Genomic DNA, 18236 nt, shown 5'->3' on the forward strand with positions numbered 1-18236 from the left:
AAACTAAAACATTACTAGAATAAACACAATTAAAATAATTGAGTTAAGACATGAAACTAACTTCTAGTTACAGAAGATATGTTGCAAGTGCCTTATAACAGAGAAACGATATTAAACAGTTACGATGAAAAAAATAAATTTTATAAATAGCGGAGGGTTTCCATTAGAACAGGAAACACTTGCCAGACTACAGTCAGCTTATAGAGATGAGCTTTATGAAATGCTCAAAAGAAGTTTCGATATTCAGGAAGATCAAGTTTATGTGATTTCTGAACCAACCAATGATGAAAATGGATGGTTTATCATAAATGGTGTACTCCATCTTATGGAAGCTGGTACTACAACACCTACAAATGTTTTGAGAACTGCCGAGACTACCATTAAATTACGTTATGGAGATGGGCTTTATAAACCTGCATATATAGATTATACGGTTGAATATGCTAATGAAATTCCTGATAATTATAATCCTATGACTGGACAGGATGATATGACATTGTCAGAGCCTAACGACAGAATTTTTAGGTTTTATAATATTGCAAATCTACCTGGTAATACTACTCCTCTTAGACGCATAGGGTTCTTACCTATAGACGGTAGTAAACCTATGGAAGGAGATCTAGATATGGGAGGTAATCAATTATCTAATCTAGATACTCTAGAAACAGCACTTGCTACGTTAAGAGCTAAGTATTTTGAATTTGGATCTTCTACACAAAGAGGAGATCAAGGACGTGCCTTGGTAGATGAGAATATTGAGGAATTTACTGCAATAGATGATGTTAGACCCGTAAATCCTGATAATACAGCACTGCATCTTAATTATAATAGTGACTGGGGAACAACGGTAATAGGAGGGGAGATAAAATTTCCAGAATTTGCAGAAAATAGCACCTCTACACTTAAATCACCATTGTTGATTGACAATAAAGGGAATGTATGTAAAGGAAGATCTTCAGAGAGTATTCCGCTAGGACTTATTACCTTATGGTTTAGTGCTAATGGACAACCTCCTCTTGGATGGGTGTTTTGTGATGAAGATAACGATCAAATAGGTAACATTACGATACCAGATTTAGATGATAATAGTATTTCAGTTGGTGGACAATTAAATTTTAGCGCTGTAAGATATATTATTTTTGTAGGAAGAGATACACCAACAATTAATGCAGCAATCTCAGGTGATTTTGGTGAAAGAGAATCCTTCGTATTGCAAATTCTTAGTGGTCAGGATACTTACGATGCTACGGCAGATGCTTCTTTTACATTAAGTGCTAGTTTAGAAAACTTAACATTTAATGGTTGGACACAATTTTCAGGGCCAAATAATTCAACAATAGCAACACCAAATGGACTAACAACACATATTAATGGAACCTTAATAGAAGGAACCTATGTTTATGAGGCAACAGGACAGGATGCACAAGGTGCGCAATATATGGATAGGGTAACGATTGTTGTAGCACGTACAAATAGACCTCCTATATTTAACTCAATTGTAAACCCAACTACGGGGACTGATATTACAAGTAACACAATATTTACAATCAATAGAGAAATCAACTCTCAAATACAATTAATAAGTGTTTTTGAAGTGGCAGTATCAGATCCAGATGGTGATATTTTTGATCCAAGTGTAACTATAATTGCAAGGATAACAAGCAATGGCGTGACCAGAATTATTAATCCTTTTAGGAATCTAAATGTGTCAGAGGCTAATATCGTTAATACGATTAGAACTGCAAGTTTTGGAATTACAGGATTACTTGATGCAGATATAATTGAGTTTGAAGTGACTGATGTAGATGGAGGAAGAGCAACAAAGAGTTATACTGTAAATGTTGTAGAAGAAACGAGTATAGTAGTATTACCAGATTCAATATCCTTAGGAAATACAGAAGTCTTTAATGTAAGATTACAAGGTACACCTAATACAACAGAGCAATTATCTATTCAATATTTAACATCTACAGTTTTAAATGGAAGTCGTGTTTCTGTCAATGATTCTGATACAGGTTCAATACTTGGACAAGCAATTATGACACAAGGAACTAGTCAAACTTTCAGTATAACATTTGGAGCTAATGGAGAGAAAAATATTCGAGTAACTCATATAGGAATAGTACCGCGATTGACTGTTGTAAATTCAAATACATTTTATACGCTTAATTCAAGAATTTCATTGACAAGTAACCCAGGCAATAGAGAACTTATAACTTCTTTATTTGAGGCTACAGATCTCATCCTTATAGAAGAAGATCCAATTGACGACGGCAACGGCGGCGGCGGCAATGGCGGCGGCGGTGGCGGCGGAGATGTAATCATTGCTGATAATGATAACGATTTTCCTCAAAATCAACTTTAAATTTATATCAAAATAGTATTAAAATATGGCTTCTGTAGAAGCAAATTACGGAAGCCTGTTTTAATACAATTAATACTTAATTATATGAAAAGAAGTATATCAACACTCAAATCTTTATTTGAGAGCGGAGATAAGCCTTCCCAAACAGATTTTGAGGACCTTATCGATAGCTTTGTACATAAAGATGCTGGTGTTACAATTAGAAATATAACTATTAATAGTGATGGACATTTTGTTTTTACATTTTCGGATAACACAATATTTACGGTAAGACAATTACCAGAAGCATTACCGATCAGTTTTATTACAGATTTACAAAATGTATTAAATGACAAAATAGATAAAGACGGAAATAAGCAATTATCTACAGAAGATTTTACATCAGCTTTAAAAGTAAAACTGGAACAGTTAGAAAACTATGTCCATCCAGTAACTCATAATATTTTAGAAATAGAAAACCTACAAACATCTTTAGATGGGAAAGTGAATGCCACTGGAAACGAAACTATAAATGGGCAAAAAGTTTTTTCTGAATTAATAGAGTTATTAGATGGAATAAAACTTTCAAGTTTTTCAGGAACAGGGCTTAGGAATTTAGTAGTTCAAGCAGACGGAACAGTAGATGTAAAAGCTATTGCGACAGATGTTTTTGTAGAGAATACACAATTTGATGAAGCTACAAAAAAATTGACATTAGAATTTGTTAACGGAACTGCAATAAATATTGATTTATCAAGTCTCGAAGATGATATAACTGGATTTCAATCAAGTATTGTATCTATAAGGTCAGCTATAGCTTCTTTAGAAGACTTAAAGTTGAATAGAGGTGGTTTTGTAGGAACAGCACAAGATTTGGATGATGCCAAACGTGATAAGTCTGCTTTCGCAAAATCAATTACAGATGTTTCAGGGAACCTGGAACTTCAAGGAGATCAAGAACTTCCATCACCTACACATTATTATGGAACAGATGAAGACGGAGTAAAAGGGTATCATAAAATTGATATTGATAGCGTAGAGAATTTACAAACTTCATTAGATGGTAAAGTAGCTACTACTGGTAATGAAACTATAACAGGTCAAAAAACATTCAATGAAATTGTAAGCTTTTTATCAGGTCTAAAAATTTCAAATTTTTCAGGGACGGGACTTAGAAATATTGTTGTACAGGCAGATGGAACTTTAGCTGCCCAAGCAATTGCGACAGATGTGTTTGTAAACAATACCTCTTATGATGATGACACTAAAATGTTAACCTTATCTTTTGTAGATGGTACAGCCATAGAGATTGATCTTTCTGATCTTGAAGAAGATCTTACAGGTTTACAAGCAGCTATTGATAAGAATGAAGCAGATATTACATCGTTACAAGATGCGAAGCTAGATAAAGGTACATTTACAGGGACAGCTGAAGATCTGAATAATGCTAAACGTGATAAGTCAGCTTTTGCAAAATCAATTACAGATATTTCAGGAAATCTAGAGCTTCAAGGTGATCAGGAACTTCCATCACCTACACATTATTATGGAACAAATGAATCTGGAATAAAAGGCTATCATAAAATCAGTATAGACAAAGTAGAAAATTTACAAACCTCATTAGATGGTAAAGTTGCTACAACAGGTAATGAAACCATTGCTGGTATGAAAATATTCAGTCAAATTGTCGAGCTCTTAGATGGTCTTAAAATTTCAAATTTTTCAGGATCAGGGCTTCGAAATTTAGTTGTGCAAGCCGACGGAACAGTTTCTGCACAAGCTATTGCTGCTGATGTATTTGTAAATGATACTATGTATGATGATACTACTAAAATCCTAACCTTAGGATTTGTTGGTGGAACAACTATAGATGTAGATTTATCAAGTCTTGAAGAAGATTTAACAGGGCTTCAAGCAAGTATTGCATTACTAGAATCTAATGTAGTTTCTCTACAAGCTACAAAACTTGATAATGGTGGATATGTAGGAACTGGAAAAGACTTAGATGATATAAAACGTGATAAGTCAGCTTTTGCAAAATCAATTACTGATATTTCAGGAAACTTGGAATTACAAGGTGATCAAACAAATCCTGGGTCAAGTTATTATTATGGAACTGATGGAGCAGGAGTAAAAGGATATCATGAAATTGAGCCTATTTATTTTAATGTGACAAACCTTTTCTTAGGAGGGTCCACTAATAATATAGAAGATCAAGAATTTTTTGTAGATCTATCATCTTATGGAATATTAAAACCGGGTCATCAATTAGAATTAAATAATATTGAATTTAGAGGAGATTTTAGTCTTGAAACAGAGTTTGTAGATGTAGGTTTAAATACTACAGTTAGTACAAAAAGCCGTTTAGGAGTAACTGGAGGATTAGATTCTAGTCAGTGGCAAAGCGCACAAGGAATAGGGGATGGAAGCACTGTAGATATTATTCAACTACCTACAGAAGAAATAGGGTTTACTATATATGTATCACCTAGTACAGCAGTAAATTTTAGTCCTTTTGGAATGTCCAATTGGTGGGAATTAAGAGCCGATGTGCAATTTAAAATTATATAATCATGAGTATTTGGATAGGAAAAGGAACAGATAATAAAGTAAGAGCACAATTAGATTTTCAACCACAAGAGAGTCATTTAGGATTAACCTGGGAAGAAGTGACTGAGTATAAAAACCCAGATCCAAAACATCTTTTAAAAACACTAGTAGTGCCATCTCAATCTGAAAAAGAGATTACAGCAATTAACTATGTAACTGAACTAAAGTCTGGAATAAGACTTACTGAAGATGTCACATTGACCAATGATGGTTTAGTACAAGAAACCATTTATTATTATAAACAAAATGAAGAAAAGAGACCAGTAGTAATGGTTTCTGAAGTATATGAATATAGAACTTCAGATCTAGAATTTTATCCAGCAGAGCGTGGAATGTATTCCCGTGAGAAGAAATGGCAATATTACTTTGAAGATGGAACCTTAGATACTGATGAGAAAAACACTAAAATTAGACACAAAGTATACGAGACTAATAGACAAATCTTAGATGTAGGACTTAAAAGGCGTACAAATATCACACGTGTTTTATCTGAAAAAATAGGAGCAATTCTAGTAATTCTTGGCGTGTTTGTAGATGATGAAGATACTACTGCAAAAAAGAAAGCATATGATGCTTTACGAAAACTTTCAAGAGAGTTCTCTACAGATTTTACAGAGTATAAATCATATGCAACAACAGATCTCTATACGGCTATAGAAACAGAAACAGCATTACCGTGGCTTAGTACTTTTGTTCCTACACAAGAACAACTAGTCGCATCTGGCAAAACTCAAGAAGAAGCAACAATGTTTCAATCGTACATAAATGCGCTTGAATTAAATGATATGCAAGGAAAAACAATAAGACATTATTTTGTTGAGAAATTAAAAGGAAATGTAAGTTAAAAACACTCTTTAACTTAATTCAGATCTAGGTGATACTACTAAAATTTTCACCTAGATAATGGAATACCAAAAACCCCAAATCGTACTTGGTACGGAAATTTAACCCTTAAAAAATTATTATGAAAACTGTAAAAGTTTTATTTACAGTAATGGCATTGTTGTGGCTTGTCATTACTGCTGGTTGTATGATTCCAGTGAGCCTGGGCTTAACACCATTTTTATTTATTTCTAAAAAATATTATGGAGAATGGATCCTTTTCTTTTTTGCGTGTATTAGTGCAATAGGAATTTTTCCACTCGGATTTTTATATAGGATAGTGAAGTGGGAAGAGTTTGAAAGCTACTTAAGACATGTAAGTCTTAATATAGATATTACAGGAAATATAGTAGTTGGAGCACTTTTAAATGACAATTTTATAACAGAAGAGTCTACGCATAAGTTTGGAGTTACTCAAGAAACTATCAGCGATAATCTAGGAGAGAATGAAAGAGATCAAACCTTAACAGAATTTGGTAAAAGATTTACAAATCTATTAAGTGTTTTTGATTTTGATCATGCGAAAAAATCGATTGTCGAAGATAAATAATTGAGAATTAGATGTACGAAAAGATATTAGAATGCCCGAATGAAATAAAGATTCTCATATACTCATTCTTTGTATACATAGATATAGATGTAGAATTATTAAAAGTACTGTTTTGTCTTATGTTAATCGACACCTTTTTAGGTGTTGTTAAAGTGATTGTATTAGAAAAGACCTTTTACTTTAAAAAACTAATACTTGGGTTTGTTTCAAAACTTGCAGTATTAGTAATTCCTATGTCTTTAAATCTTATGGGAAAAGGACTTAATTACGATTTTAACTGGTTTATAACACTCGTAATAGACTTGCTTATTGTAAGTGATGGGATATCAATTTTTAGTAATGTTATTGCGATAAAAACAAAACAAGAAGTTAAAAACTTTGACGCATTAACAAAGCTTTTGAAAGCAATTAGATCTTCTTTGATCAATCTGTTTAAAAGATTTCTAGATACGATAGATGAAAAAAATAATAGAATGTAATAATCGCATTTAAAAAAGATATAAATACACTATGAAAAAAAATGTAGCAACATTAAAATCTTATTTTGAGTCAGGAGATAGACCTACTCAATCTGAATTTGAAAGCCTTATTGATAGCTTTTTGCATAAAGATGACGGCGTGGCTATTAGAAATATATCGGTAAATATTGATGGGGATTTTGTTTTTATTTTTTCTGATGATACACAGCAAGTAATAACACAATCTTCTAGTGAACTTCCAGATGATTTTATAATAAATCTTCAAATCGACTTAGATAAAAAAGTAGATAAAATACCTAATAAACAATTATCTGTCGAAGATTTTACAACCTTATTAAAGTCAAAATTAGAGCAACTAGAGAACTATGTGCATCCAGATCTTCATCAAATTAGTGAGGTCGAAGATTTACAAGGGATATTAGATGCTAAGTTAGCAACTACAGATGTTACAACAGCAGCTTTACAGGGACTAGCAATAAGGGATGAGAATGGTATTACGCAATTTACGGCAGATGAGTTTGTTGAGTTTGAAGGGGTTTCTTTTGATGCGGCTAATAATAGAATCAAGTTTGTAAGTGATGCAACTACCTATTATTATGTACATAGTGTGTTAGGTGATGATGATATAGGTGGGATTAATAACCCTTCAAAACCATATAAGACTATAGATGGTGTGTTTTCTGAATATGATAAAACAATTGACCTGGATTCTGTACATATTGTTATCATCTTGCTTAATCAAGCAACACATCTAATAAATGAAAAAGTCCCTTTTCTAAATGTAGAATTTCGATCTAATTTATATGTCAATATAAGTTTTACTAATAATACAAATTCTGGGAATTTATTTTACACCAATAATGGGAGCCGTACCATAAGATGGTATTTTAATATCCCTAATGGGCGAATATTAGATAATAAAACTGTTGGTTTTTCTTCTTTAAATACAGAGGACTTGATATGTGATTTTAATGTAGACGAAATTAATATCACATCACCTGGAGGAAATGCTAGATATTTTGGACGAACTTATTATGTAGAGAAGATCAACCGTCTTATTATGAGAACAGCTATGGGAAGTTGTCGTACAAGTAGGTTAAATTTTGAATTAATTAATGCTTCGGGATATACACCTAATGCAGCGTTGATAACACCTTTTGCAGGTGTAGAACTTGAGGTATCAACAAACCAACTCATAACAGGAGGAGTAGGGCTTATTAGAATTGTAGAAAGTGGGAAAATTGCTTTAGCAAATGTATCTGGAGACTTGAGATTTCATTACTCAAATAAACCAATAATTGTTGAATTTTTAGATACACCCGTAGCTACTATTTTACTAGTTCAAACAGTAACACAAGTAACCTTTAAAGGAAGAGTAAAGCTACTTAATTATACAGGTAATTCTACAAATGGAGCTATTGATTTTATAGATCTTATTGTAGATGATTCTACAGGGACACTTACAGTAGATGACGGTAATCTAAATTACAAAAACTGTTGTATGGTAGTAGATTCATACTTAATGACTAAATCAAATATAGGTACCGTACGAATAGAAAATACGACAATACGTCAAAAAAAGCCTACGGAGTTAATAAACTCAACAGGCTCTACGATTACGATAGATGTAGGAGGATTAAGTACAAATGCAATAAAACTTTCTAATAATAGTAATGACACTATAGTTCAGGGATTTACCAATTATTAAGGAGAATGTGTTACTTCTTCAGTAACGTCTAAGAACATATTACAAGACCTATTTAATAATATCTATACATTATTGATACATAGGGTTTACGCTTTCGCGAAAGCATAAAAAAAAGAATAATAAGTAGATTATTCTTGTAATCTGCCTATTACTATATCACAAATAAACTTAGAGAATAAGATCTAGAACTATCTGTCATACAATTACCAATAAGAATTAAAAAATAAAAACCACTCATAATAAACCTATAGAGAATGATAAAACATATGCAATATGCTTTTAGCCAATATGGTATAAAAGAAAAAAAAGGAATTAAAAATAATCCAGAAGTAATTAAATATTTTAAAGAATTAGGGTACACTAGTAAGCAGTTGAAAGATGAGACCGCTTGGTGTTCTGCCTTTGTTAATTGGGTGCTTAAAATGAGTGATGCTCCATATACGGGGAAACTTGATGCGAGAAGTTGGCTAGAGATAGGTATGGAAACAAAGAGTCCACAGCTAGGAGATGTTGTTGTGTTCTGGCGTGAAAGTAAAAAAAGTTGGAAAGGCCATGTAGGGTTTTACATCAATCAAGTAGGAGATGAGATTTTTGTATTAGGAGGAAATCAAGATGATCAAGTAAATATTAGTAGCTATCCAGTGTCTAGGCTTTTAGGGTATCGAGTAATTATTTAAAATTAAAAAGATGAAGAATAGGATTGAATATTTGTTTATAGGATGCTTGTTGGTTTTTATCCTTCTACACGAACAATATCAACCTAAAGAGGTTTATAAAGAGAATACTCAGGAAAAAGGTGATATGGAGAGATTACACAAACTAGATAGTTTACAGATGTTATTAGAAACTTGTCAATCTAAAAACCTGAATAACATTCAAGAAAAGTAAGAAGCTCAAATTACGAAGTCCTATAATAGACAGTACATAAGTTTTGTAGCATCGTAGGCAATGTATTCTTATAATACGTTTAGAAAGAGTTCCCTCTCCAAAAATGTTTTTTATTCGTCTATAAACTTCTATATATATTATAGAGAGGTAAGGATCTAACTTACATATTTCTTATATGGTTTAATACAAAATTCTCCTTTATAAATTGCAGTTATTTGTGATATGTTTAAAAATATTGCAAAATGAAAACTACTTTAAAATAAGGTATTTATCACATTATTAAAACAAATTACAATTTTTAGTGAACTTTTTTACGTAAAAATATGTGAAATGTGTTAAATTTTACTGAAAAGACAGTATTATTACAAAATAATATTTGCATATTAACAACATATGTTAGATATTTGATACAAATAAACAAACAAATGATTTTAAGAGAATTTTATTTAGATAAAAAGGAACGTATAGAAGCTGAGATGGGATTTAGTGGTTCCATACCAGATATAACATTATATAATGATAATGTTTTTAGAAATCCTCCTATTAGTACACCTACACTTTTGTTTAAATATGATTGTGTAGACTGGGAAACTTCTTCAGAACAAACCTATAAAGCAGATGTGACCTTTTGTATTTATATCATATTACCATTACAAGGAACACTAGCTAGTGCTCAAAGTTATGAAGATGTATTTGATATTTCTCAAAACATTGATAAAGCTATTCTTTCCAGGGAAGAAACGACGCGATCTACTGGAGCAATGCTTAACACAAACTCAACTTTTAAAATAAAAGAGAAGCAGTATTGTAATCACGAACAAGATAACTGGGAAAAAACAAATTATTTCATTTGGGAAATTTCATATAAAACCACACTTGTAGAAACGGAACTTAAGAAGCGATATAGACTCATTTATAATGGAGTTTCAGAAGAAGATTTAATAAGTCAGGGATATACATTAACCGAAGGACCTACTGGAGAATTTATTTCTCTTGAAGACATAGAAATAGATGAATTTATTGATCCTCCATTAAGAAATAATAATTAAGAAAATAAGTATAACGTATAATAATAATAAGCTATGAGACGAAGTAATAAACTATTAGAAAAAAGAAGAGCATTTGTATTAGATTATGTACAAGAAAATCAACAAAAACAAATGAAAGTAATTGTAAATGAACTTTCAGAAAAATTGTTTGTAACAGAGCGTACTATCTATACCATCATAAACGAAGGGGTACAACTTAAAGCATCATAATTGACTATTACAATACTGATTTTTAAATAGCTATGATCAGTGTAGAAAAAATAATGTGTTTGTAATAAGGATTAAGCGCACTCCTAATATCAAATATTGTTGATCGCATAAAGATCAAAATTCTTCTTTAGTTCTAAAGAAGAACTTCATTCTAAATTTTTGGATACTAAGATTATATGAAGCATAACAATGCTCCATACGGACCTTTTTATGCTCAAATTTTAATACAAATAAAAAGTAAAATAATTAAAACCTTAACATTAAAATTAAATTATGGGTACATTAAATGACGTAATAATTAACAAACTTTCAGGCGGATTAGGAAGAAGAAATCCTAGTCAAGACATGGTATCTGGATTATTATTCGACGGAAATGCAATAGCAGAAGATGGAACGTCTGGTGTTGCTGGTTTAGATCAAGACAAAACGTATCGTTTATCCTCGTTAGAAGATGCTGAAGCATTAGGAATTAACGAAGGATATGATACAAATGGACAATCTGCATATTACCAAATCCAACAGTATTTTAGATTAAATTCATCAGGAGATTTATTTATTCAAGCAACGACAGGTATTTCATATACTGAAATAGTAGAAAAAGCAAAAGCATTTCAAGAGTCTGCAGATGGAGAAATTCGCCAAATGGGAATTATCTATTCTGGAGTAGCAGATTTTGCAGCATCAACAGCAGCAGCACAAGTTGCACAAGTACAAGCAGATGAAGCATATGTAGATTATATGCCTTTTGAAGTAGTCTTAGAAGGAAAAGGATTTGGAACAGTATTATCTGCTGGAGCATCTACGACACCAGACCTTGCAGAACTTAATGCGAGCAACGTATCTATCGTTGTAGCAATGGATGTAGAAGCAGCAAAACCTGTATTACAAGGAGGAAAAGGTTTATCAAACTCAGCAGCAGTTGGTATGACATTAGGAGCAATCTCTCGTGCAAAAGTATCAGAAAATATTGCTTGGGTAGAACAATTTAACCTTTCAGGAGCTGGATTTTCAAAAGCTGGATTTGTAGGAGGAGAAGAAGTAAAAACACAAGGAGATCTTGAAACGTTAAATGCAAATCGTTATGTATTTGCAAGAACACATACAGGATTATCAGGAGTTTACTTTAATGATAGCCATACAGCAACATTAGGTACATCAGATTTTGCATACATAGAAAACAACCGTACCATTAACAAAGCAGCACGTTTATTACGCACAGCATTGTTACCAAAACTAGCATCGCCAGTTCTTGTAAACGAAGCTGGATTATTAGCTCCATCCGTAACAAAAGGATTTGAGACATTATGTCGTGCAGCTTTAGAAGGAATGGTATCAAATCAAGAAGTATCAGTATTTGACGTGTTTGTAGATCCTTCTCAAGATATTCTAGCAACATCTCAGTTACGTATCAAGGCAGAAGTAACACCAGTAGGAACAGCTCGTAAAATTATCGTAGACCTTGGATTTAAAAATCCATTTGGACTAGGAGCATAAGACTAGCTTTTAAAAAAATTATTCACAAAGAAAATTAGAATTTAAAATATGAATGCATTACCATTAATAAACGGACAACAACATAGCTGGTCTTCTATAGAAGTACGTATGTTAGACAACATCGTGACAGGGATCACCTCTGTAAATTATGACGATTCAGTGATGAAGGAGAACCACTATGGAGCAGGAGACTTTCCAGTACACAGAGGACGTGGTAAATACGAAGCAAAAGCCTCTATCACATTATATAATTATGAAGTAGAAGCAATCATCGCAGCACTACCAAGAGGAAGACGTTTACAAGACGTTCCTGCTTTTGATATCGTAGTAAGCTACCTAGATGATAGTAATGATATTATCACACATGTAATACGTAACTGTGAGTTTAATACAAACACACGTGGTATTAATCAAGGAGATACAAAAATTGAGGTTTCTTTAGATCTTATTTGTTCTCATATTGAGTGGAGCTAAAAAAGTAATATAAAAAGCCTGGCTAGCGTGTAAAAAGCATATGTTTTTATCATACACGCACCACACTACCAGACATTACTTTTATATGTGACTTCACAAGACCCTAAACGGGCAAAACAAACAATAATTAAGAAACGTTTGTAGCGTCTAGTTGAACTCGCATATCACTCGCAAAAGACTGCTTTTAAGATCTTCTTGCCACACATCTAAAAGGCAGTCTTTCTCATTTTTTAAACCTATAAAAAAACCATGAATACCCAAGTAAAAGATATTACAAAAGTGTTGGACGGTAATATTACTCAAGGACAGTTTAACACCTGGAAGAATAAATATGGACGTGTTGTAAAGTTGCAAATTGAAGACGATGACGCAAACAAACGATATGCCTATTTCAGAAAACCGGACATTAGTATACGATCTGCAGTATTACAAGCTTCAAAAATGGATGAGTTTAAAGCCTTAGAAATACTCTTTAAAAATTGTTATTTAGGAGGAGATGGCGCTATAGAGCAAGATGACGATTTGCGTTTAAATATCACCACAGCATTTTCAGATCATATACAACCCAAGCCAGTAAAAATAGAAGTACTCTAATTATTAGTATATAGTAAAATACCAGAAGTAAAATAACAATGATGTTACGTATCCCTCATAAATTATGTAGGGCGTTCCCTTTTTATATAAATAAGATATAAAATCAAAATCTGTCGCTACAGAAGCACTGAGTATATATGTATACATACGATTTTAAAAGGTCGGGCTTTCCGCTATATCTCTACATCATCACTTACAGTGATAACTCCGAGGATGCCGCATCTATCCCTAACGCAAACTGACTAATACATAACCTCTATTTCATTCTGAGATAGTAATGTCATACATAATCCCAAAAGAAAACCTTATAAAGAAAATAATAGTTCGGCTACTTTTTATAAAATAACCGAACCATAATATAATTAGTTTTCAACGTCTTTTGCGACGAGCTTTACATGTATAGCATACCCAATATTATCATCCCAACTTGAATAATCTTTTGTGCTATTATATGTTTTTGTCTGCCCAAGTGTTAAATCAGAAATGTTAATGGTATAATCTCCTAAATGTTCATCATCACTTCCAATAATATTATTGTCTTCATCATAGATATGGACAACGACAGATTGATCAAACCATACAGAACGCCCACAGTTCCAAGTATCTCCTTGCTGCATGCTATAACGATCATAGGTGGGGTAATGATATAACGTATCACCATCTGCTTGGAAAGTAAAATAAACTTCGTCTGTATCGCTTCCTACATCATCATTTGAGGCGTCGGAGCAAGAAACACTTGAGATGATTAATAAATTGTTTTTACGAGGTTGGAATGCAGGTTTTAAATAACCATCTCCATCATTTTCTTGGGAATCAAGAATAAAAGTATAGCTTTCTTCTTCGTCTACACCATCTTCTTCGCCACCACCTATAGTGAGGGTTGCTCCCAAAACACCTCCAGATGCAGTATAAGAAACTGCAACACCTCCTTCTATAGCAAATCCAATATCTACTTCAGTACTCCAAGAATACCCACCTAGATCGGCAGGAGCATTTTTCCATATTCCAAATTGTACACCAGCCAGACCACCTTCATCAATGCCTTCAGTTATTCCAATAGTTAAGAACTCTGAAGCTGCAACTCCTTTAGAATCGCCTATTCCTATGGCCATTCCTATAGTTGCAGTAAACCCTATGATGAATTCTATTTGGACATTAAACCCGAAAGAAAAACTACTAGTAGGTAAATCTAATGAGTCTAGAAGCTGTTTTAATTGTGCAAATTCTGAACTGTCAAGGATGTCTGCAATTTTTTGTTGAATTTGAGGAACGTCAGCAGTTGTGATCGTTTTTAATTCTACCTGACCCCTAGAAGATTCACTATACTCTTTCCAAGCTTTTTGAGCTTCAAGGAGAACTTCTTTTTCTGAGTCTGTAAGCGCAGGTTCTTGTTTTGATTTTATAACTTCTTGAGAAGTCATAGATTGATATATGCCTGCATAATTTGCAATTTGAGTTTCTAATAATGTATTCATGATAAAATAGTATTTATGATTATAAATGTTACTGTAATAGCGATTTAATCGATGTATTCATAATAGATCGTATAGTCAGCTTTGTTATCTCTTTTGTTTTGTAAATGAATGGAACTGCTCCCACTTCCAGGCTCAAAATCATGACTTTGGAGATAAGTAGCTAGATTTGGATCATTATTTAAGTCATGATCCCAAAGAGTGACAAGTACTTCATACTCAAAATTGAGTATAAGATGATTTCCTTTGTCATCTATTAAATCCCAAGTATCTTTTGCTTCCATATTATGAGCCTCATTTAGACCCCCTGGAATGTGAATTGGAATACCACCATCTGCTTGACAGACTAAGTATACTTCGTCTCCATCTGTAATATTAAGCTCTGAAGGAGCTGTGCAATAAATTGATTTTATTTTTATCGAATGCTTACTCATCGTTATATTTTTATAATTAATAAAATGATTATGTATGTAATTATCTTTCTACAAAGAGCTGTGGATCCAAAAGCTTTATGAAAGGTAATTAACTGGTAACAAAGTTGATAGAAGTTGAGGTTTTAAGAAAGAGTAAAACTTGTCTAATTATACCACGGGAAAATACGAGGATGTTTTTACGTGTTATTACGGGTTTATATTAGTGCACAATCTTGTAATATTGTATAGATTATTTATACTAAGATTTATGGACACATCACTACATCATCATTGGAGTACTCTATCTATAGAAGATGCTCAAGTATATACAGAACGTTGGCAAAACAAATACCCATTAAATGCATTCCTATTTCATCGTAATGAACTTAACTGTATTCAAGAAGAAGAAGGAAGTGATGCAATACGTTTTTACATGGGACTTAAAAAAAATGGATGTGCAGATATGCTTGCTGTAGGTGTCACTGCTTCTAAAAACGATATTATTCAGAATAGTGAAAATAGTAAAGTGTATAACTTTCCTATGCCTTGCCCATCTACCTGTGATATCTCAAGCCCTTTATATCATACAAATAGTATTTCACAATGTAACGAAGAAATACAACATACAGTTGTGAATAATCTCCCTGAATTATCGTGTAAAGAACGACTTCAGGAATTATCTATAGAAGAAGCATTTAGTTGGACACTTGCTTGGCAACAACAATATGATATCAAATCATTCCTATTTGGATTAGATCAGTTATTTCTAACTATGGATAGGATGAATGCTTCTAGGGTTCGTATTTATTTCGGAATAGATAAAGAAGGAAAAACACTCGCAATTATGATAGGAGTAAATGATAAAGGAGAAGATGTAGAGACAGCTTATTGTCAGGTAAATAAGATTTCTCCGTGTGGGAAAGATGCAATTCTAGTAAGTGAGTGCGATGCCTCAAGTCCTTTATATCATAATATTTAATGTAGTTATATAATAATCATGCCTTTGAGTATTGTTTTTTTCGATGTAATTATCAAGGTAGCACAAGTAGCTATCATTGTTCCGTTAATCGTTGCTTGTTGGCGTTTTAAATATCTAAGTAGAACATTACGATTGCTATCAGGCTTACTAGTAATCTCAGCTCTAATATCTATCGTCGCTAGGTATTTATGGAGTATTAAAGAGAATAACTTGTATTTATTACACTATTATACCGTTATAGAATTTTGTGGTTGGGCCGTTATTTTCTATTTGCTTTTTGAAAGCAAATTTATGAAACGTATTGTTTTTTGGATTGGAATTGTATTTGTGCTCTTTGCAATAGTAAATAGTATTTTTTGGGAAGGACTAGAAACTTTTAATACTAATAGTAGATCTGTAGAAAGTATATTGTTAAGTTTTTTTTCTATAGCTTATTATGTTAAGATATTTAAAGAAAAAAGAGTATATCGACTGGAGTGCAGTGCTTCTTTCTGGATAAATGCAGCAGTACTTATTTATTTTTCTAGCGCTTTCTTGTTGTTTGGGTTTAGTAACCTATTACTTAATTTAAGTAGTTATAAAATAAGAGAAGTTTGGGGTATTCATGGTATTTTTCTTATCGTTCATTATGTATTAATCACAGTTGGTATATGGATAGCATCCAATCAGAAGATTTCTCATTAATACTTATTGTAGGTATGGCAGGTATGTTTTTACTAGCCGTTTCTATTATACTATTTGTACTAATCTATAAACGAAAAATTATAGAAGAACAATTAGTACATCAACAGGATTTAATTCAAACAGCTATAGCAATTCAGGAAGAAGAACGTAAACGTTTTGCAGCCGATTTGCATGATGAAATTGGAGGAGGAATTTCTACTATTTTATTGTCAATTTCTGGATTAGAAAACCATTTTCAGCTTCCAGTTAAGGAAAAAGTTAAAGGGATTAGACGACAACTAAATGAGTTGCTACATAGTGTAAGAGAGATCTCTTATAATATTACACCTCAAGCATTAGAAACGTATGGATTAATAGCAACACTAAGTGATTTGTGCTATCAAATACAAGAAAGCGGACAGTTAGATGTTTATTTTAAATGCAAAGGAAAGGAAGAACGTATGGACTTTTCTAAAGAATTAGCTATATACAGAATTTGTAAAGAGTTGTTAAGTAATACAATTAAACATTCAAAATCATCTCAAATTGATCTGTCAGTAATATATAATAAAAATGTATTTGTCCTTATATACAAGGATAATGGTGAAGGTTTTGTAATCAATGCTAAAGGTAAAGGGAGTGGTATGAAAAATATGATGAATCGCTCAAAAATACTTGGAGCAACATTTGATATTAAAAGTAGAGTTCCTAAAGGAATGGAAGCTTGTTTGACATTAAAATTATAGAAATGCTTATAGAAGAAGATAATATAAAAATAGCCATAGCAGATGACCACGACTTATTTAGAGCTGGTATTATAAAAATTCTTCAAGGATATTCTCAATTTGAAGTTATACTTGAAGCAAATAATGGGAAGGTATTATTAGAAAAAATAAATACTTCATTACAATTACCAGATATTATTTTGTTAGATATTAGAATGCCAGAAATGGATGGTTTTGATACAGCTTCTGTATTGATTAAAAACTTTCCTTCTATTAAAATTGTTGTGTTAAGTATGCACGATAGTGCTAGACATATTATTCGTATGATAGAACTTGGTGCTCATGGATACCTGTTTAAAAATGCACATCCAGATGAGGTGATTGAGAGTATAAAATTAGTGCTTGAAAATGACTATTATTTTAATGATAAAATTAATTCATTATTACAAAAGGTAATTCGATATAAAGGAAAGAGTCATAGAGATTTAGACATTCCAGTGGCTATTACTCCTAGAGAACTTCAAGTATTAGAACTTATATGTAAAGAACATACCAATAATGAGATTGCTGAACTTCTTTTTCTAAGTGCAAGAACTATAGAAGGACATAGAAAAAATTTAGTTAGTAAATTAGGTGTTCGTAATATAGCAGGACTTGTTGTGTACGCTCTTAAGCACGAACTTGTAAAAATTACTTGAAAAT

General features: G+C 32.3%; 19 protein-coding genes. 17 read left to right on the plus strand and 2 right to left on the minus strand.

Annotated features, from left to right (window positions below):
* Positions 1–124 precede the first annotated feature (124 nt).
* The 13 genes from ABJD27_RS15845 to ABJD27_RS15905 all read left to right on the plus strand — a co-directional run bounded on the left by ABJD27_RS15845 (position 125) and on the right by ABJD27_RS15905 (position 13282).
* Positions 125–2365 carry a hypothetical protein gene (locus ABJD27_RS15845; protein ID WP_348165819.1) on the plus strand — a complete coding sequence of 747 codons (2241 nt, stop codon included), beginning with the start codon at positions 125–127 and terminating at the stop codon, positions 2363–2365.
* 84 nt (positions 2366–2449) lie between these two features.
* Positions 2450–4915 (plus strand): hypothetical protein, encoded by a 2466-nt coding sequence (locus ABJD27_RS15850; RefSeq protein WP_348165822.1) that lies wholly within the window; start codon positions 2450–2452, stop codon positions 4913–4915.
* A 2-nt stretch (positions 4916–4917) separates the two neighbouring features.
* On the plus strand, positions 4918–5799 hold the full coding sequence (locus tag ABJD27_RS15855; protein ID WP_348165825.1) for a hypothetical protein: 882 nt from the start codon (positions 4918–4920) through the stop codon (positions 5797–5799).
* Between the two features lie 119 nt (positions 5800–5918).
* A complete protein-coding gene (locus ABJD27_RS15860; protein ID WP_348165828.1) occupies positions 5919–6386 on the plus strand; it encodes a hypothetical protein in 468 nt (155 codons plus the stop codon).
* Between the two features lie 11 nt (positions 6387–6397).
* Positions 6398–6865: a phage holin family protein gene (locus tag ABJD27_RS15865; protein WP_348165831.1), complete on the plus strand. Its 468-nt coding sequence runs from the start codon at positions 6398–6400 to the stop codon at positions 6863–6865.
* A gap of 31 nt (positions 6866–6896) precedes the next feature.
* Positions 6897–8573: a hypothetical protein gene (locus tag ABJD27_RS15870; RefSeq protein WP_348165834.1), complete on the plus strand. Its 1677-nt coding sequence runs from the start codon at positions 6897–6899 to the stop codon at positions 8571–8573.
* Between the two features lie 254 nt (positions 8574–8827).
* On the plus strand, positions 8828–9250 hold the full coding sequence (locus tag ABJD27_RS15875) for a TIGR02594 family protein (RefSeq protein ID WP_348165837.1): 423 nt from the start codon (positions 8828–8830) through the stop codon (positions 9248–9250).
* A 10-nt stretch (positions 9251–9260) separates the two neighbouring features.
* Positions 9261–9461 carry a hypothetical protein gene (locus ABJD27_RS15880; RefSeq protein ID WP_348165840.1) on the plus strand — a complete coding sequence of 67 codons (201 nt, stop codon included), beginning with the start codon at positions 9261–9263 and terminating at the stop codon, positions 9459–9461.
* A gap of 425 nt (positions 9462–9886) precedes the next feature.
* Positions 9887–10510, plus strand: a complete 624-nt coding sequence (locus tag ABJD27_RS15885) for a hypothetical protein (protein WP_348165843.1) — start codon at positions 9887–9889, stop codon at positions 10508–10510.
* Positions 10511–10543: 33 nt separating this feature from the next.
* Positions 10544–10720 (plus strand): hypothetical protein, encoded by a 177-nt coding sequence (locus ABJD27_RS15890; protein ID WP_348165846.1) that lies wholly within the window; start codon positions 10544–10546, stop codon positions 10718–10720.
* Positions 10721–10993: 273 nt separating this feature from the next.
* A complete protein-coding gene (locus ABJD27_RS15895; protein ID WP_348165849.1) occupies positions 10994–12214 on the plus strand; it encodes a DUF2586 family protein in 1221 nt (406 codons plus the stop codon).
* A gap of 48 nt (positions 12215–12262) precedes the next feature.
* Positions 12263–12688, plus strand: coding sequence for a hypothetical protein (locus ABJD27_RS15900; RefSeq protein WP_348165852.1), 426 nt, complete (start codon positions 12263–12265; stop codon positions 12686–12688).
* Between the two features lie 249 nt (positions 12689–12937).
* The gene (locus ABJD27_RS15905; protein WP_348165855.1) at positions 12938–13282 is read left to right on the plus strand and encodes a hypothetical protein; all 345 of its coding nucleotides are present in this window, start codon (positions 12938–12940) and stop codon (positions 13280–13282) included.
* Positions 13283–13644: 362 nt separating this feature from the next.
* Here the strand turns inward: ABJD27_RS15905 and ABJD27_RS15910 are convergent, their stop codons facing one another.
* A complete protein-coding gene (locus tag ABJD27_RS15910; protein WP_348165858.1) occupies positions 13645–14757 on the minus strand; it encodes a hypothetical protein in 1113 nt (370 codons plus the stop codon).
* Positions 14758–14801: 44 nt separating this feature from the next.
* Positions 14802–15188, minus strand: a complete 387-nt coding sequence (locus ABJD27_RS15915) for a hypothetical protein (protein ID WP_348165861.1) — start codon at positions 15186–15188, stop codon at positions 14802–14804.
* Between the two features lie 247 nt (positions 15189–15435).
* Between ABJD27_RS15915 and ABJD27_RS15920 the strand changes: the two genes are divergently transcribed.
* The 4 genes from ABJD27_RS15920 to ABJD27_RS15935 are packed head-to-tail and all read left to right on the plus strand — an operon-like array spanning position 15436 to position 18232.
* Positions 15436–16146, plus strand: a complete 711-nt coding sequence (locus ABJD27_RS15920; RefSeq protein ID WP_348165864.1) for a hypothetical protein — start codon at positions 15436–15438, stop codon at positions 16144–16146.
* A gap of 24 nt (positions 16147–16170) precedes the next feature.
* Positions 16171–16830 (plus strand): hypothetical protein, encoded by a 660-nt coding sequence (locus ABJD27_RS15925; protein WP_348165867.1) that lies wholly within the window; start codon positions 16171–16173, stop codon positions 16828–16830.
* Complete coding sequence (locus tag ABJD27_RS15930) at positions 16797–17555, plus strand: histidine kinase (RefSeq protein WP_348165870.1); 759 nt, start codon at positions 16797–16799, stop codon at positions 17553–17555. The genes ABJD27_RS15925 and ABJD27_RS15930 overlap by 34 nt, the downstream gene beginning before the upstream one ends.
* Positions 17534–18232 (plus strand): response regulator transcription factor, encoded by a 699-nt coding sequence (locus tag ABJD27_RS15935; protein WP_348202068.1) that lies wholly within the window; start codon positions 17534–17536, stop codon positions 18230–18232. The genes ABJD27_RS15930 and ABJD27_RS15935 overlap by 22 nt, the downstream gene beginning before the upstream one ends.
* Positions 18233–18236 lie beyond the last annotated feature (4 nt).

The sequence above is a fragment of the Dokdonia sp. genome, from assembly GCF_039945015.1.
Lineage (GTDB): Bacteria > Bacteroidota > Bacteroidia > Flavobacteriales > Flavobacteriaceae > Dokdonia.

Bases quoted from the DNA above. Each gene is read 5' to 3' on its own strand.
- ABJD27_RS15845 (WP_348165819.1), top strand. From the start codon at position 125: ATGAAAAAAATAAATTTTATAAATAGCGGAGGGTTTCCATTAGAACAG.
- ABJD27_RS15850 (WP_348165822.1), top strand. From the start codon at position 2,450: ATGAAAAGAAGTATATCAACACTCAAATCTTTATTTGAGAGCGGAGAT.
- ABJD27_RS15855 (WP_348165825.1), top strand. From the start codon at position 4,918: ATGAGTATTTGGATAGGAAAAGGAACAGATAATAAAGTAAGAGCACAA.
- ABJD27_RS15860 (WP_348165828.1), top strand. From the start codon at position 5,919: ATGAAAACTGTAAAAGTTTTATTTACAGTAATGGCATTGTTGTGGCTT.
- ABJD27_RS15865 (WP_348165831.1), top strand. From the start codon at position 6,398: ATGTACGAAAAGATATTAGAATGCCCGAATGAAATAAAGATTCTCATA.
- ABJD27_RS15870 (WP_348165834.1), top strand. From the start codon at position 6,897: ATGAAAAAAAATGTAGCAACATTAAAATCTTATTTTGAGTCAGGAGAT.
- ABJD27_RS15875 (WP_348165837.1), top strand. From the start codon at position 8,828: ATGATAAAACATATGCAATATGCTTTTAGCCAATATGGTATAAAAGAA.
- ABJD27_RS15880 (WP_348165840.1), top strand. From the start codon at position 9,261: ATGAAGAATAGGATTGAATATTTGTTTATAGGATGCTTGTTGGTTTTT.
- ABJD27_RS15885 (WP_348165843.1), top strand. From the start codon at position 9,887: ATGATTTTAAGAGAATTTTATTTAGATAAAAAGGAACGTATAGAAGCT.
- ABJD27_RS15890 (WP_348165846.1), top strand. From the start codon at position 10,544: ATGAGACGAAGTAATAAACTATTAGAAAAAAGAAGAGCATTTGTATTA.
- ABJD27_RS15895 (WP_348165849.1), top strand. From the start codon at position 10,994: ATGGGTACATTAAATGACGTAATAATTAACAAACTTTCAGGCGGATTA.
- ABJD27_RS15900 (WP_348165852.1), top strand. From the start codon at position 12,263: ATGAATGCATTACCATTAATAAACGGACAACAACATAGCTGGTCTTCT.
- ABJD27_RS15905 (WP_348165855.1), top strand. From the start codon at position 12,938: ATGAATACCCAAGTAAAAGATATTACAAAAGTGTTGGACGGTAATATT.
- ABJD27_RS15910 (WP_348165858.1), bottom strand. From the start codon at position 14,757: ATGAATACATTATTAGAAACTCAAATTGCAAATTATGCAGGCATATAT.
- ABJD27_RS15915 (WP_348165861.1), bottom strand. From the start codon at position 15,188: ATGAGTAAGCATTCGATAAAAATAAAATCAATTTATTGCACAGCTCCT.
- ABJD27_RS15920 (WP_348165864.1), top strand. From the start codon at position 15,436: ATGGACACATCACTACATCATCATTGGAGTACTCTATCTATAGAAGAT.
- ABJD27_RS15930 (WP_348165870.1), top strand. From the start codon at position 16,797: ATGGATAGCATCCAATCAGAAGATTTCTCATTAATACTTATTGTAGGT.